The sequence below is a fragment of the Saccharothrix isguenensis genome (genome assembly GCF_052936305.1).
On record NZ_CP193626.1, the window covers coordinates 21,284 to 35,489 of the forward strand.

Genomic DNA, 14,206 nt, shown 5'->3' on the forward strand with positions numbered 1-14,206 from the left:
TGGGACCGCTAGCGCGATGGCGTTGTCGCGCCGACCTTGAAGTCACCGATCATCACGTTGATCCGGGCGTTCTTGCCCACCGGCGTGTCGGTCTTGATCTCCTGGTCCTGGATCTTCTTGTCCTGGGTGAGGTCGGAGACCGGCACCTTCTCGCTGACCACCAGGTCGTTGCCGGTCCACCCGGCCTGGGCGAGCTTCGTCCTGGCCTGGTTCTCGGTGAGGCCGCGCAGGTCCGGCATCTTGAACTGGTTGTTCTTCGACACGCTCAACGTGACCAGCGTGTTCTTCTCGGCGCGTCCCGGGCCCGGGTTCTGGGCGACCACTTCGTTCAGGTCCTCGACGCTGTCGACTTCCTTGGTCTGCACCTTGAACCCGTTGCCCTCGAGCGTCGTCCTGGCGTTGGCGAGCGTCTGGCCGGTCACGTCGGGCAGCTGGACGGTCTCCGGGGCCTTGCCCAGCGTCACCGTGACGGTGCTGCCCTTGGGCGCCGTGACGCCGGGGTCGGGCGACTGCGACACGACCTTGCCGACCAGGTTCGGGTCATCGGTCTCGACGGTCCCGGTGGCCTGCTGGTAGACCCAGCCCTCGGTCTGCAGCTTCTTCTGCGCGTCCGTGGGGCTCAGACCGGTGACGCCGGGCACCGGCGCGGGCTGCGGGTTGGTGCCGACCACCAGCTTGATCTCGGTGCGCTTCTCCACCTCGCGGTTCGCCGGCGGGTCGCTCGAAACGACCTTGCCGATCTGGTCGTTGGTGCAAGTCGGCTCGGGACCCGGCTGGCACGGCAGCACCTCGATGAACGAGCGCAGCTCCTTGGCTTCCAACTCCGCCTGCGCCGCCGTCAACTCCTTGCCCACCAGCGCGGGCACCTGGACCTTCTCCGTGATCGGGGTGTTGGCGGCGTCGTTGTTCATCAACGTCGTGGTGATCCACGTGGCGAGCGCGAGCACGGCGACGCACAGCAGCACGACCAGCGTGACCATGATCGCCTTCTTGCGCCGGGCCCGCCGCTCCGCCTCTTCCTCGGCCAGCGGGTCGTAGTCGTCCGGCTCGTCGCGCTGCGCCGCCGGCCGGTGCCGACCGCCGCCCGACGAGACCTCGGTGCGCGGCGACGGCGACTGGTTGAGCACCGCGGTGCGGTCCTCGGGCGTCATCACGGCGGGCGCCGAAGGGCGCTGGCCGGACAGCACGCGCACCAGGTCCGCGCGCATCTCGGCGGCCGACTGGTAGCGGTTGGCCGGCCCCTTCGCCATCGCCTTCAGCACGATCGCGTCCAGCGCGGGCGTCACCTTCGGGTTCAGCATCGACGGGGACTTCGGATCCTCCCGCACGTGCTGGTAGGCGACCGCCACGGGCGAGTCGCCGGTGAACGGGGGCTCGCCGGTCAGCAGTTCGAACAGCACGCACCCGGACGCGTACACGTCCGAACGCCCGTCCACGGCCTCGCCGCGCGCCTGCTCCGGTGAGAGGTACTGAGCAGTCCCTATCACCGCCGCCGTCTGGGTCACGGCGGCCTGGCCGTCGTGCACCGCGCGGGCGATGCCGAAGTCCATCACCTTCACCGCGCCGGAACGGGTGATCATGACGTTCGCGGGCTTCACGTCCCGGTGCACGATGCCGTGCCGGTGGCTGAAGTCCAACGCGGCCGACACGTCGGCCATGACCTCCATCGCCCGCTTGCCCGACAGCGGCCCCTGCGTCTTGACGATGTCGCGCAGCGTGCGGCCGTCGACGAACTCCATCACGATGTAGGGGAGCGGACCGTACTCGGTCTGGGTCTCACCGGTGTCGTAGACCGCGACGATGGCGGGGTGGTTCAGCGCCGCCGAGTTCTGGGCCTCCCGACGGAACCGCTCCTGGAACTGGGTGTCGCGGGCGAGGTCGGCGCGCAGGACCTTGATGGCCACGTCCCGGCCGAGCCGGACGTCCCGCCCCTTGTGCACCTCCGACATGCCGCCGTAGCCGAGGGTTTCACCCAGTTCGTAGCGGTTGGAGAGCAGTCGCGGAGTGCTCATCAGTGCTTCGTCCCGCTCCTCGTCAACGGTCTCACCATCAAGCCTTGCGTTCGCTGTCGTACCGTTTCACCGTCAAGTCGGCACACACGTCACCGTCACCCGTGAGCCGATCGCCACTTCGCCGGTCGGCGTCAGGTCCGACACCAGGCACCGCTCGGGGTCCCGCGGCACGCCTCCGTCGTCGGAGTGCACCTCGGGCGCCAAGCCGTGCCCGGAGAGCGTCGTGGCGACCTCGTCCACCGGCAGGTCGACGTAGTCCGACTTGGTGATCGTCACCTTGGGCTTGCCGGGGAGCCGATCGGTGGAGTCGTCCAACGGGCGGGCACTCGTGGTGCCCTGCAGGCTCGCTCCACCTGACACCTCGTCCTTCAGCGCCCAGCGGAGGACGACCACGCCCAGCACCAGCAGCGCGACCACCAGCACAGCGACCATAACCCACACGAAGGCACGGTAGCCCCCCGGTGGCCGCGGTCCGGGGGGCAACGGACGGAAAGCGCCCGTGTGCGGAGTGTTCATCGTCGGCAGCACCGGCTGCAACCCCGGGCGCGATCCGGGGTTGGTGATCCGGATGCCCGGATGGGTGGCCTGGGCGGGCGCCTGCGGGATGGCCGGCGCCAGCGGCGGCGCGCCGACGGCCATCGCCAGGCCGGACGGCGCGGGCAGCGGCTGGCCGGCCCGCACCGCGCCCACCGCCGAGGCGAACTCACCGCCGTTGCGGTAGCGCTGGCGGGGATCCTTGACCAGCGTCGCCTCGATCAGCGCCCGCGGACCCGGCGGCACGTCCGGCGGCAGGGGCGGCGCCATGTCGCGGATGTGCATCATCGCGACCGTCACCGCGTTCTCGGACAGGAACGGTCGGTGACCGGTCAGGCACTCGTAGCCGCAAACGGCCAACGCGTACACGTCCGACGCCGGTTCGGCGGCGTGACCGAGGGCCTGCTCCGGCGCGATGTAGTGGGCGGTGCCCATCACCATGCCGCTGTGTGTGACCGGTGCCGCGTCGGCGGCCTTCGCGATGCCGAAGTCGGTGATCTTCACCTTGCCGGCGGGGGTCACCATGATGTTGCCCGGCTTCACGTCCCGGTGCACCAGCCCGCGCTCGTGCGCCGCCTGGAGCGCGTTGCCCGCCTGCTCCAGCAGGTCCAGCGTGCGGTCCGCGCCGAGCCTGCCGCGGGCGATGATCGCGGCCAGCGGCTCGCCCTCGACCAGCTCCATCACCAGGTACGCGGTGTCCTCCGGCCCGTCCGGGATCGACGCCGTCTCGCCGTAGTCGTGCACCGAAGCGATACCGGGGTGGTTGAGCGACGCGGTGGTGCGCGCCTCGATCCGGAACCGGTTCAGGAACTCGGCGTCCCCGCTCAGCTCCGCCTTCAGCACCTTCACCGCGACCTTGCGGTCCAACCTGGCGTCGTCGGCTTCCCAGACCTCGCCCATGCCGCCGACCGCGATCCGCCTGCTCAGGCGGTACCGCTCGGCGAGCAACTGGCCGGAGGTCAGCATCAACGGCCCCCGAGGTAGGCGCCGATGACCGCGCGGCCGATCGGCGCGGCGACCCGGCCGCCGGTCGCCGAGAGGCCCTGCTGGCCGCCGTTCTCCACGATGACCGCGATCGCGATCTCCGGCTTCTCGGCCGGCGCGAACGCCACGTACCAGGCGTGCGGGTTGGTCGACTTGACGTCCTCGCCGTGCTCGGCGGTGCCCGTCTTGGACGCGATGGTGACGCCGCTGAGCTTGCCGCCGCCGCCGGTGTTGTTCTCCGACTTGATCATCATGTCGCGCAGCGCACGGGCGTGGTCGGGGTCCATCGCCTCGTCGACCTCGTCCGGGTCGGTCTCGCTGATCACCTGGAAGTCGGGCGCCAGGATCTTGGAGATCAGGTGCGGCTTCATCCGCTCGCCGTCGTTCGCGATGGTCGCCGCCATCACGGCGTTGACCAGCGGCGTCACCCGGACGTCCTTCTGGCCGATGCCGGTCTGGTAGAGCGACGGCTTGTCCGTGATCGGGCCCAGCGTCGACGGCACCACCGACAGCGGGATCGTCAGGTCCTGCTCGCCGATGCCGAACTTCGCCGCCTGCTCGCGCAGCTTCTCCTCGCCCAGCTCGTTCGCCAGCACCGCGAACGCCGTGTTGCACGACTTGGCCAGCGCCTCTTCGAGGGGGGCGGTGACGCCGTTGCCGCAGTTGGTGTCGTTGAAGTTCGGCAGCTGCGTGTTCGTGCCGGGCAGCGTGATCACCGGCCTGCCGTCGACCTCGCTGTCCTTCGTCTTGCCCTCCGCCAGCGCCGCCGCGGTCACCACCAGCTTGAACGTCGACCCGGGCGGGTAGTTCTCGTGCACCGCGCGGTTCAGCATCGGCTTCGACTTGTCCGCGTCGAACGACTTCCACGCCTCTTCCTGCACGTCGACGTCGTGGCTGGCGAGCACGTTCGGGTCGTAGGACGGGGTGCTGACCATGGCCAGGATCTCCCCGGTCTGCGGCCGGATCGCCACGACCGTGCCGGTCACGCCGTTGAGCCGCTCGTACGCCACCTGCTGGAGCTTCGCGTCGATCGTCAGCTGGAGGCTGCCGCCCTTGGGGTCGCGGCCGGTGATCAGGTCGGACACCCGGCGCGCGAACAGCCGGTCGTCCGAGCCGTTGAGCAGGTCGTCCTCGGCGCGCTCCAGCCCACCCGCGCCGTAGATCGTGGAGAAGTAGCCGGTGACCGGCGCGAACACGGGGCCGTTCGAATAGGTCCGCAGGTAGCGCAGCCGGTCGTCCACCCGCTGCACGCTGGCCAGCGGCTCGCCGCCGGCGGAGATGATCTGGCCGCGTTCGCGCGAGTACTGGTCCAGGATGACCCGCCGGTTCAGCGGGTTCTTCCGGTAGTCGTCGGCCTTGATGACCTGCACGTAGGTGGCGTTGCCCAACAGCAGCAGCATCATCGCCATCATGGCGAGGCCGACCCGGCGGAGCGGTGTGTTCATTTCGGACGCTCCACCATGACTGTGAACTGGTCGGCGATGGCCGGCTGCTGCGGCCTGGGCTTCGGTGTGCTCTTGGGCGCGCGCGCCGCGTCCGAGATGCGCAGCAGCAGCGCGACCAGGATGTAGTTCGCCAGCAGCGACGAGCCGCCGTAGGACAGGAACGGCGCGGTGATGCCCGTCATCGGGATCAGCTTCGTCACGCCGCCGACGACGATGAAGATCTGGAACGCCACCGCGAACGCCAGACCGCCGCCCAGCAGCTTGCCGAACGTGTCACGCACCGCGAGCGCGCTGCGCAGGCCGCGCATGGCGAACACCATGTAGATCATCAGGACCGCGGAGAGGCCGACGAAACCGAGTTCCTCGCCGATCACGGCGGTGATGAAGTCGGTGTTGGCCTCCGGGATCTGGTCCGGCCGGCCACCGCCCAGACCCGCGCCGAACATCGCGCCGGTGCCGAGCCCGAACAGCGACTGCACGATCTGGTAGCCCGCGCCGGACGGGTCCGCGAACGGGTCCAGCCAGTTCTGCACCCGCACCTGGACGTGCGAGAACAGCTTCCACGCCACGAACGCGCCGACGCAGAACATCATCACGCCCAGCACGACCCACGCCGCGCGTTCCGTCGCCACGTACAGCAGCACCAGCACGATGCCGAAGAACAGCAGCGAGCTGCCCAGGTCCTTCTGCAGGACCATGATGCTCACGCCGACCGCCCACGCGGCGATCAGCGGACCCAGGTCGCGGGCGCGCGGCAGGTCGAGCCCCAGCACCCGGCGGCCCGCGATGGTGAACAGGTCCCGTTTCGACACCAGGAACGCCGCGAAGAACACCATCAGCAGGATCTTCGCGAACTCACCCGGCTGGATGGAGAACGCGCCGAAGCTCAGCCAGATCTTCGCGCCGTTGATCTCCGGCGCGATGAAGCCCGGCAGCACGCCGGGCAGCACCAGGGCGATCAGGCCGAGCAGGCCGAACGTGTAGCCGTAACGCGCGAGCGTGCGGTGGTCGGACAGCACCTTCAACACCGTGCAGAACAGCACGAGCGCGATCGCCGTCCACAGCACCTGCTTGGGCGCGGCGGGCGACCACACCCGGTCGTCCGGCAGCTTCACGTCCGCCATGGCCAGGTCGATCCGGTGGATCATGACCAGGCCCAGGCCGTTGAGCAGCGCGACGCACGGCATGATCACCGGATCGGCGTAGGGCGCCCACTTGCGCACCGCGAGGTGCGCCACGGTCAGCAGCCCCAGGTACGCCAGACCCAGCCACAGGATGCGCATGCTCAGTTCCTGCTCCTGGTTCGCCTCCACCAGGATCAGGGCGCCTGTGACCAGCATCGCGGCGAACGCGAGCATGAACAGTTCCGTGCTGCGTCGCGTGGGCGGCCTCAAGCCGGGCGACGTGCTGCTCGCCGCCGCGAGCGGTGTGCCCTCCGCGCCGGGGACCGGCGAACCCATGCGACTACTGACCCTTTCGACAATCCGTGCCCGGCTTCTGCACGGGCGTGGTGAGGGGGGTTCCCTCCACCGTGGTGGACGCCGGGACGTCGGTCGAGGTTGCCGGTGGCGCCTCGGTCGTGGACGTCCCGACGGTGTTCTCCGTGGTCTCCTTCGAGCACAGCGGCAGCGTCTGCTCCGTGCGCAGCCGGCGGATCGCCTCCCGGGCGCCCTCCAGGCCGTCCACGTCGGTGATGCCGTTGCGGACCACGTCCCGGCTGGCGACCTTCAGGTCGTCCACCGTGATCGGCTCGCAGGCCTGCGCACCCGGCGGGCACGAGCCCTCCACCCGGCTGTGCAGGTCGAAGCCGAACACGCTGCCGGTCACGCCGCGGAACACCGACACCTCGCCGCTGTCCGCGTTCGTGCCGACGTAGTACTGGCGCAGCACGTACCAGCGGGTGCCCAGACCGGCCGCGACCAGCATCAGGAGCAGGAACACCACCAGCGCGAGCGCCTTGAGCCTGTTGTTGCGCGTCCGCCGGGGGTCCGGCGGCGGCTGCATCGGCTCGACCCGCTGCGGGATCGGCCGAGGTCCCGTGATGGAACTCGCCCGCGAGGCGGGCGAGTCGGGGGGTGGTGGGTCTTCGCTGCCGTCTCCGGCCGCGCCGCCCACTATCGGGGCGTCCTCCCCGAAGTCGACGTCGACCACGTCGGCGACGACGACCGTCACGTTGTCGGGGCCGCCGCCCTTGAGCGCCAGCTCGATCATCCGGTCCGCGCACATCTGCGGATCCGGGATGCGGATCGCCTCGTCCAGCGTCTCCATGCTGACCACGCCGGACAGGCCGTCCGAGCACAACAGGTAGCGGTCGCCCGGTCGGGCCTCCCGCACCATCAGCCTCGGCTCCACCTCGTGGCCGGTCAGCGCGCGCAGCAACAGCGAGCGCTGCGGGTGCGTGGCGGCCTCCTCCTCGGTGATCCGGCCCTCGTCGATCAGCGACTGGACGAACGTGTCGTCGTGCGTGATCTGCGTGAACGTGCCGTTCCGGAGCATGTAGGCGCGCGAGTCGCCGATGTGCACCATGCCCAGCCGCGTGCCCGCGAACAGGACGGCTGTGAGCGTGGTGCCCATGCCGTCCAGGTCGGGGTCGCTCTGGACCAGTTCGGAGATGGCGCCGTTGCCCGCGATCACCGCGTCGCGCAACTGGCCGAGCAGGTCGTCGCCCGGCTCGTCGTCGTCGAGCGGCGCCAGGGCGGCGATCACCACCTTGCTGGCGACCTCGCCCGCGGCGTGGCCACCCATGCCGTCGGCGAGCGCGAGCAGGCGAGGGCCCGCGTACACGGAGTCCTGGTTGTTCGAGCGGACCAGGCCCCTGTCGCTGCGGGCCGCGTATCGGAGGACGAGGGTCATGAGCGCAGCTCGATCACCGTTTTGCCAATTCGGATCGGGGAGCCGAGCGGGACCCGGAGTGGGGCCGTGACCTTCGCCCGGTCGAGATAGGTGCCGTTCGTGGAGCCCAGGTCCTCCACGTACCAGTCGGTTCCGCGCATCGACAACCGCGCGTGCCTGGTCGACGCGAAGTCGTCGTCCAGCACGAGCGTGGAGTCGTCGGCACGGCCGATCATGATCGGCCGGCCGTCCAGGGAGATGCGCGTGCCCGCCAGCGCGCCGTGCGTGACGACGAGCTGCCGGGCCGCCTTGTTGCCCCTGGCGGCCTTGCTAGCGCCTCTGCCGAATTTCGGCGTCGGCACACGGAGCCCCGACGCCGCGTAGAGGTCGGAGCGGACGACTCGAAGCGCAGCCAACACGAACAACCAGAGCAGGACGAGGAAGCCCGCTCTGGTCAGCTGCATCACCAGCTCTGGCACCGGTTGTAACCGCTCCTGACTTGAGTGCCGTCACGCCAACGCTCGATCCGACCCGATCGGGCCGAACCGACCGGACCACACCGATCGGATCAACCCGGTCAGCCCTGGGTGCGGTAGACCAGCGACGAGTGGCCGATGCGGACGACGTCGCCTTCCGCGAGCTGCCAAGTCTGCACTGGGGTGCCGTTCACCGTGGTGCCGTTTGTCGAACCGAGATCAGCGAGCATGGCACTGTGCCCGTCCCACGTGATCTCCAGGTGCCTCCTGGAGACCCCGGTGTCGGGCAGACGGAAGTCCGCTTCCTGCCCGCGGCCGACCACGTTGCCACCCTGCTTGAGGTTGTAGGTGCGGTTCGAGCCGTCGTCCAGGTGCAGCGTCGCGTTCAGCTGGCGGGGACCGGACTGGACCGCCGGGGGCGCGTAGCCCGCCGCCGGGTCGCCGTACCCCTGCTGGCCGTAGCCCTGGTCGTAGCCGGGCTGACCGTAGCCGGGCTGCGCGGGCTGCTGCCCGTAGCCCTGGTCGTAGCCGGGCTGGCCGTAGCCCTGGTCGTAGCCTGGCTGGCCGTAGCCGGGCTGCGCGGGCTGCTGGCCGTAGCCCTGGTCGTAACCCTGCTGCTGGCCGTAGCCCTGCTCGTAACCGGGCTGCGCGGGCTGCTGCCCGTAGCCCTGGTCGTAGCCGGGCTGCGCGGGCTGCTGGCCGTAACCCTGGTCATAGCCTGGCTGCTGCTGCCCGTAGCCCTGTTCGTAGCCGGGTTGCTGCTGGCCGTAACCCGGCTGGTCGTAGCCCGGTTGCTGCTGGCCGTAGCCGCCCTGTGCATAGGGGTCGTAGGCGGGCTGGCCCTGTCCTTGTCCGTAGCCGGGAGGCTGGCTCATGGATCCGTCTCCAGAAGTGCGAGGTGGTGCTGACCGTCGGCTGGCAACTTTCACGTCGGGGTCGACGGACGAGCTGGTTCGGAACTGTCCCGTGTGCAGCGCGTCGGAGCGCTCCAGGGAGACTACGACGTCACCATAGGTATCCCATCCGCTCTCTTCGAGGTGCTCCCGGACGGAGTCCCCCAGAAGCTGGGTGATGCGTAGTTCATCCTGGCCGTCCCCGGCAAGCCGATCGTGGTCCTGCGGACCCAGCAGGACCTTGTAGTGGTTCGGCGCGAGCAACCTGCCGCCCGCCAACTCGCGGACGTTGCCCTCCGCCTCCCGCTGCAGTGCCTGGGCCACTTCCTGCGGGACGACGTTCCCACCGAACACGCGCGCGAAGGTATTGCCAACGATGCCTTCGAGACGGCGCTCGAAGCGCTGTACGAGGCCCACGGCAACCCTCCGACCCGGTCGACTTCTACTACCGATCGTATCCGGGCTGACGTGCCGGTACACGGGCCAATTGGTAACCCGTGCGGGCACCATGCTAGTGTTTCCCACGTCGCTCCGGGCGAGTGGCGGAATGGCAGACGCGCACGGTTCAGGTCCGTGTGTCCGAAAGGACGTGGGGGTTCAACTCCCCCCTCGCCCACCAGAACCATGAAGTCCCATCCACAGCAGTGGGTGGGACTTCATGGTTTTGTGCTTGTCCGGGCCGGTTTGCGCTCTTGGCGGACGCGTGATGTCTGTCACCCGGGTGGCCGCGGCCGAACGTGGGGCCGGTGGGCGGTCGGTCGGTCGGTCGGTTTCGCGCGGCGAGCGGTCGGTGGGCGGTCCGGTGATGCGGCCCGGGGCCTCGGCCCGGGATGCGAACCGCGGTCGATCCAGGCGAGCCACGCACACGCTGAGCATTCGACGCCGGGTCTTCGGCGGATCCGTGTCACCCAGACGGCAGCATCGCCGGGCCGAAGTCCCATTTCCGGTCGGCGACCGGTTACCGACCGCTCGACGCCGTCGATCGCAGGACGCCCGTTGACCTGGGGGTGCCGCGGTGCGCACCTGGTACGCCTTACCCAGAGCACGAGTCGAACGCGGCGGACATCCCGCCGTGGTTGCCGAGGAGGCCCTGGCGTGAGCAGCACACCAGCACGGATCGCGGACACCGACGACGCCAGGGCGCTGTCGGCAACCGCTGTTCCGGTTCCCGAACTACCCGGTTCCGTCGAGGACCTGGCCGGCGCCGCCGCCGTCCGCCTCGGCTGGCACGGCGTGGTGCTGCCCGAGATGGTCCTCATGGGGCGCAAGGTGAACGTGGTGGCGGAGCTGCTGGCCGACGCGCACGCCGAGCGGCTGTGCCTGGGCGCGGGTCCGGAGTCGGACCGCACGACGGTGTCCACGTGGGTGTGGCCGGAGATGGACGGCCGCGTGCCGCCCGCCGCGGTGCGGATCGTCGGCGTGCTGGCGGTGACCCGGCACTGGCGGACCGCGCTGGCCTCGGCGGTGCCGTTCGCCCGCTTCGGCAACGCCGCCGCCGTGCTGCCGTCGTCGGTCGCGTTCACGCACGACTACCTGGCGAACTGCCTGCCGCGCGTGCGCCGGTACGGCGTGTCGGTGCTGTTGGCCGACGAGGAGCAGCAGCTGAGCACGGATGTCGCCGGCCGCAACGAGACCGTGCCGGTCGAGGACACCGCGACCACCCGCTGGGTGAACGAACTGGTCTACGAGCGGGTGCTGGCGACCGCGTCCTGACCTACGGTCGGACCATGCGAGTGGTGATTGCGGGCGGGCACGGCAAGATCGCGTTGCAGGTGGAGCGGCTGTTGGCCACACGGGGTGACAGCGCCACTGCGTTGGTGCGCAACCCCGACCACTTCGCGGATGTCCTGGACGCGGGCGCGGTCCCCGTCCACTGCGACCTGGAGGCGGCCGACGTCGCTTCGGTCGCCGAAGTCCTGAACGGTGCGGACGCGGCGGTCTTCGCCGCGGGCGCCGGGGCCGGTAGCGGGGTGACGCGCAAGGACACCGTGGACCGGGCCGCGGCGATGTTGTTCGCGGAGGCCGCCGAGCGGGCGGGTGTGCGGCGGTTCGTGCAGATCAGCACCACCGGCATCGGCCGGACCACCGGTGACGAGGTGTTCGACGCCTACCTGGCGGCCAAGGGCGCCGCCGAGGACGACCTGCGCGGACGTGATCTGGACTGGACGATCCTGCGGCCCGGTCGGCTGACCGACGACGAGCCGACCGGCCTGGTGGAGTTGGCCGAAACACCCCTGCGGGGTTCCGTAGCCCGCGCCGACGTGGCCGCGGTGGTGGTCGCCCTCCTGGACCGCCCCGGCACCTCCCGCCGCACCTACGAACTGATCTCCGGCCCCACTCCGATCCCCCAGGCCTTCTGAGCCGGCACCGCGAGTTGCGCACTCCGGCACCTCGAACCGACCACTCGGGCACCGCGAACCGACCGCTCGGGGCGGGGTCGGTCAGCCGGAGGCGGGTGGGTCGGCAGCGGGGTGGCCGGTGGCGGTCGGGCCGAGGACCCGGTCCAGATAGGGGTTGGTGAACTTGCCGGTCGGGTCGGTTTCGGCGCGTACCCGGCGGAAGTCGTCGAAGCGGGGGTAGAGGTCGCGGAGGGCGTCGGCGGTGAGGCTGTGCAGCTTGCCCCAGTGCGGACGGCCGCCGACCGCGCCCGCGATCTTCTCGAACGCGTCGAAGTACTGCCGGTAGGGCATGCCCAGGTACTGGTGGACGGCGACGTACGCAGTGTCGCGGCCGTGTGCGGTGGACAGCCAGATGTCGTCGCCCCGCGCGACCCGGACCTCCACCGGCACGATCACGCCGTGGTCGAGTCGCGCCACGGCTGCGCGCAGTTCCCGCAGCACGTCGTGCAGCGCCGCACGGGGCACGGCGTACTCGGTCTCCACGAACCGCACCCGGCGCGGCGTGACGAGAACGCGGTGCGACACGTCCCGGTAGACGCGCTCCGACACGATCGCCCCGCACACCCGGTTGAGCGTCCTGGTGGTCGCCGGCACGGCGCGGGCCAGCTTGCAGACCAGCCCGAACGCCCCGTTCTCCAGCACCTCGTACTCGTAGAACCGGCGCAGCGCGGACAGCGGCGCGGCCGGCTCGTCCACCCGGTTGTTCCGCTTCACGATCACCCGGTCGGAATGCGGGAACCAGTGGAACTCCACGTGGTCCTCCACGGCGGTCAGGTGGTCGAACTCGTCCAGCACCGCGTCCAGCCGGCCGGGGAACTCACGGGCGTGCAGCACGAACGAGGGCACGCACCGGAGCGTGACCGTGCTGATCACCCCCAGCGCGCCCAGCCCGATCCTGGCCGCGTGGAAGAGGTCGGGGCGTTCGTCGGCCGAGCACCGCGCCACCGACCCGTCGGCGAGCACCAGTTCCAGCGCGACGACCTGCGTGGCCAGCCCGCCGAGCTTCGCCCCGGTGCCGTGCGTGCCGGTGGAGATGGCGCCGGCCACGGTCTGCGCGTCGATGTCACCGAGGTTCGCCATGGCCAGCCCGAGCACGTCCAACAACGCGTTGAGCTGGTGCAACGTCGTGCCGGACCGCACCGTCACGAGCGGTCCGCACACGTCCACGATGCCGGTCCACGCGTCGAGGTCGACCGCCACGCCGGGCGCGACCGCGATGTCGGTGAACGAGTGCCCGCTGCCCCGGGGCCGCACCCCGGGCGCACCCGCCACGACGGAGACGAGCTCGTCGAGGCTCGCCGGGTGCTCCACGCGGTGTGGGTTCGCGGACGCGGTGCGCGCCCAGTTCGTCCACGGGGTCCCCATGCCCACCTCCGGTGTGACGCGTTCCACGAACCGTAGGTGAAAGCTATTCACCTTTCAAGTACCGTGAGGAACCATGCAACCCCGCACGCGCCTGGACGCCGCGACGAAGGAGCACGACGCTCCGTTCGCGATCGTCGACCTGGACGCCTTCGACAGCAACGCGGCCGACCTCGTGCGGCGCGCGGGCGGGCGGCCGATCCGGGTGGCGAGCAAGTCCGTCCGGGTCCGCGCGCTCCTCGAACGGGTGCTCGCGAAGCCCGGCTTCGCGGGCGTCATGTGCTACTCGCTCGCCGAGGCGCTGTGGCTGTCCGGAGTGGACCTCTCCGAAGACCTCCTGGTCGCGTACCCGACCGTGGACCGCACGGCGTTGCGGCGACTGGCCGAGGACGACAAGGCACGCGGGCGGATCACGATCGTGGTCGACTCGGCCGCGCACCTCGACCTCGTCCAGGCCACGCTCGGCGCCGGCCACCCCGAGATCCGGGTGTGCCTGGAGCTGGACGTGTCGTGGCGACCGGTGCCCGGCCTGCACATCGGCCCGCGGCGTTCTCCCGTCCACACGGCGCGTGAAGCGCGCGCTCTGGCCGAGACGATCACGCGCCGGCCGGGGTTCCGGCTCGTCGGCGTGATGGCGTACGAAGGACACATCGCGGGCCTGGGCGACCAGCCGCCGGGCAAGCCGCTGCGCGGTGCGGCGCTGCGCTGGATGCAACGCCGTTCCGCCGCCGAACTGGTCGGCCGCCGCACGGCCGCCGTCGCCGCCGTCCGCGCCGTCGCCGACCTGGAGTTCGTGAACGGCGGCGGCACCGGCAGCCTGGAGGTCACCGCCGCCGACCCGTCCGTGACGGAAGTCGCGGCGGGCTCCGGCCTGATCGGGCCGGCCCTGTTCGACGGCTACCGCGGCTTCCGGCCCAAGCCGGCGGTCCTGTTCGCGCTCCCGGTGGTGCGCCGGCCGAAGCCGAACGTGGCCACGCTGTTCTCCGGCGGCTACGTCGCCTCCGGCACCGCGACGGCCGACCGCCAGCCGGTGCCGCACCTGCCGGTCGGGCTGAGCCTGCTGGCGATGGAGGGCGCGGGCGAGGTGCAGACCCCGGTGGTGGGACGGGCGGCCGACCCGCTGCGCCTCGGCGACCGCGTGTGGCTGCGGCACGCCAAGGCCGGCGAGCTGGCCGAGCGGTTCACCCACTACCTCGTCGTCAGGGGCGACGAGGTGGAGCGGACCGTGCCCACCTACCGGGGCGAAGGCCACTCGTTCGGGTGACCTGG

11 protein-coding genes and 1 tRNA gene are annotated in these 14,206 nt (G+C 70.7%); 4 read left to right on the forward strand and 8 right to left on the reverse strand.

Translation table 11 applies throughout. The features are described from left to right. Nucleotides 1–8: 8 nt before the first annotated feature. The 7 genes from pknB to ACRAKI_RS00140 all read right to left on the reverse strand — a co-directional run bounded on the left by pknB (nt 9) and on the right by ACRAKI_RS00140 (nt 9,593). Nucleotides 9–2,012, reverse strand: coding sequence for a Stk1 family PASTA domain-containing Ser/Thr kinase (gene pknB / locus ACRAKI_RS00110; RefSeq protein WP_447005005.1), 2,004 nt, complete (start codon nt 2,010–2,012; stop codon nt 9–11). A gap of 72 nt (nt 2,013–2,084) precedes the next feature. Then, nucleotides 2,085–3,512 carry a serine/threonine-protein kinase gene (locus ACRAKI_RS00115; protein ID WP_447005006.1) on the reverse strand — a complete coding sequence of 476 codons (1,428 nt, stop codon included), beginning with the start codon at nt 3,510–3,512 and terminating at the stop codon, nt 2,085–2,087. Further along, nucleotides 3,512–4,975: a peptidoglycan D,D-transpeptidase FtsI family protein gene (locus tag ACRAKI_RS00120; protein ID WP_447005007.1), complete on the reverse strand. Its 1,464-nt coding sequence runs from the start codon at nt 4,973–4,975 to the stop codon at nt 3,512–3,514. Before ACRAKI_RS00120 ends, ACRAKI_RS00115 begins: the two co-directional genes overlap by 1 nt. After that, nucleotides 4,972–6,435: an FtsW/RodA/SpoVE family cell cycle protein gene (locus tag ACRAKI_RS00125; protein WP_447005008.1), complete on the reverse strand. Its 1,464-nt coding sequence runs from the start codon at nt 6,433–6,435 to the stop codon at nt 4,972–4,974. Before ACRAKI_RS00125 ends, ACRAKI_RS00120 begins: the two co-directional genes overlap by 4 nt. 4 nt (nt 6,436–6,439) lie before the next feature. After that, nucleotides 6,440–7,828: a PP2C family protein-serine/threonine phosphatase gene (locus tag ACRAKI_RS00130; RefSeq protein WP_447005009.1), complete on the reverse strand. Its 1,389-nt coding sequence runs from the start codon at nt 7,826–7,828 to the stop codon at nt 6,440–6,442. Beyond that, nucleotides 7,825–8,286, reverse strand: coding sequence for an FHA domain-containing protein FhaB/FipA (locus tag ACRAKI_RS00135; RefSeq protein ID WP_073897742.1), 462 nt, complete (start codon nt 8,284–8,286; stop codon nt 7,825–7,827). The genes ACRAKI_RS00130 and ACRAKI_RS00135 overlap by 4 nt, the downstream gene beginning before the upstream one ends. A gap of 98 nt (nt 8,287–8,384) precedes the next feature. Further along, nucleotides 8,385–9,593, reverse strand: coding sequence for an FhaA domain-containing protein (locus ACRAKI_RS00140; protein ID WP_447008611.1), 1,209 nt, complete (start codon nt 9,591–9,593; stop codon nt 8,385–8,387). A gap of 116 nt (nt 9,594–9,709) precedes the next feature. On the opposite strand from ACRAKI_RS00140, the gene ACRAKI_RS00145 reads away from it, so the two are divergent. From ACRAKI_RS00145 to ACRAKI_RS00155, 3 genes are all read left to right on the forward strand, one after another. Then, nucleotides 9,710–9,795: transfer RNA gene (locus ACRAKI_RS00145), tRNA-Leu, on the forward strand. 476 nt (nt 9,796–10,271) lie between these two features. Then, the gene (locus tag ACRAKI_RS00150) at nt 10,272–10,889 is read left to right on the forward strand and encodes a hypothetical protein (protein ID WP_447005010.1); all 618 of its coding nucleotides are present in this window, start codon (nt 10,272–10,274) and stop codon (nt 10,887–10,889) included. Between the two features lie 14 nt (nt 10,890–10,903). Then, nucleotides 10,904–11,536 carry an NAD(P)-binding oxidoreductase gene (locus tag ACRAKI_RS00155; protein WP_447005011.1) on the forward strand — a complete coding sequence of 211 codons (633 nt, stop codon included), beginning with the start codon at nt 10,904–10,906 and terminating at the stop codon, nt 11,534–11,536. An 81-nt stretch (nt 11,537–11,617) separates the two neighbouring features. Here the strand turns inward: ACRAKI_RS00155 and ACRAKI_RS00160 are convergent, their stop codons facing one another. Further along, complete coding sequence (locus ACRAKI_RS00160) at nt 11,618–12,940, reverse strand: D-arabinono-1,4-lactone oxidase (protein ID WP_447005012.1); 1,323 nt, start codon at nt 12,938–12,940, stop codon at nt 11,618–11,620. 73 nt (nt 12,941–13,013) lie between these two features. Here ACRAKI_RS00160 and ACRAKI_RS00165 point away from each other — a divergent pair, with 73 nt between their 5' ends. Next, the gene (locus ACRAKI_RS00165; RefSeq protein ID WP_447005013.1) at nt 13,014–14,201 is read left to right on the forward strand and encodes an amino acid deaminase/aldolase; all 1,188 of its coding nucleotides are present in this window, start codon (nt 13,014–13,016) and stop codon (nt 14,199–14,201) included. Nucleotides 14,202–14,206: the final 5 nt, after the last annotated feature.

What these genes read in the sequence shown, in the direction of transcription:
- ACRAKI_RS00130 (WP_447005009.1), bottom strand. Translation starts at nt 7,828, where the DNA reads ATGACCCTCGTCCTCCGATACGCGGCCCGCAGCGACAGGGGCCTGGTC.
- ACRAKI_RS00125 (WP_447005008.1), bottom strand. Translation starts at nt 6,435, where the DNA reads ATGGGTTCGCCGGTCCCCGGCGCGGAGGGCACACCGCTCGCGGCGGCG.
- ACRAKI_RS00115 (WP_447005006.1), bottom strand. Translation starts at nt 3,512, where the DNA reads ATGCTGACCTCCGGCCAGTTGCTCGCCGAGCGGTACCGCCTGAGCAGG.
- ACRAKI_RS00155 (WP_447005011.1), top strand. Translation starts at nt 10,904, where the DNA reads ATGCGAGTGGTGATTGCGGGCGGGCACGGCAAGATCGCGTTGCAGGTG.
- ACRAKI_RS00120 (WP_447005007.1), bottom strand. Translation starts at nt 4,975, where the DNA reads ATGAACACACCGCTCCGCCGGGTCGGCCTCGCCATGATGGCGATGATG.
- ACRAKI_RS00160 (WP_447005012.1), bottom strand. Translation starts at nt 12,940, where the DNA reads ATGGGGACCCCGTGGACGAACTGGGCGCGCACCGCGTCCGCGAACCCA.
- pknB (WP_447005005.1), bottom strand. Translation starts at nt 2,012, where the DNA reads ATGAGCACTCCGCGACTGCTCTCCAACCGCTACGAACTGGGTGAAACC.
- ACRAKI_RS00165 (WP_447005013.1), top strand. Translation starts at nt 13,014, where the DNA reads ATGCAACCCCGCACGCGCCTGGACGCCGCGACGAAGGAGCACGACGCT.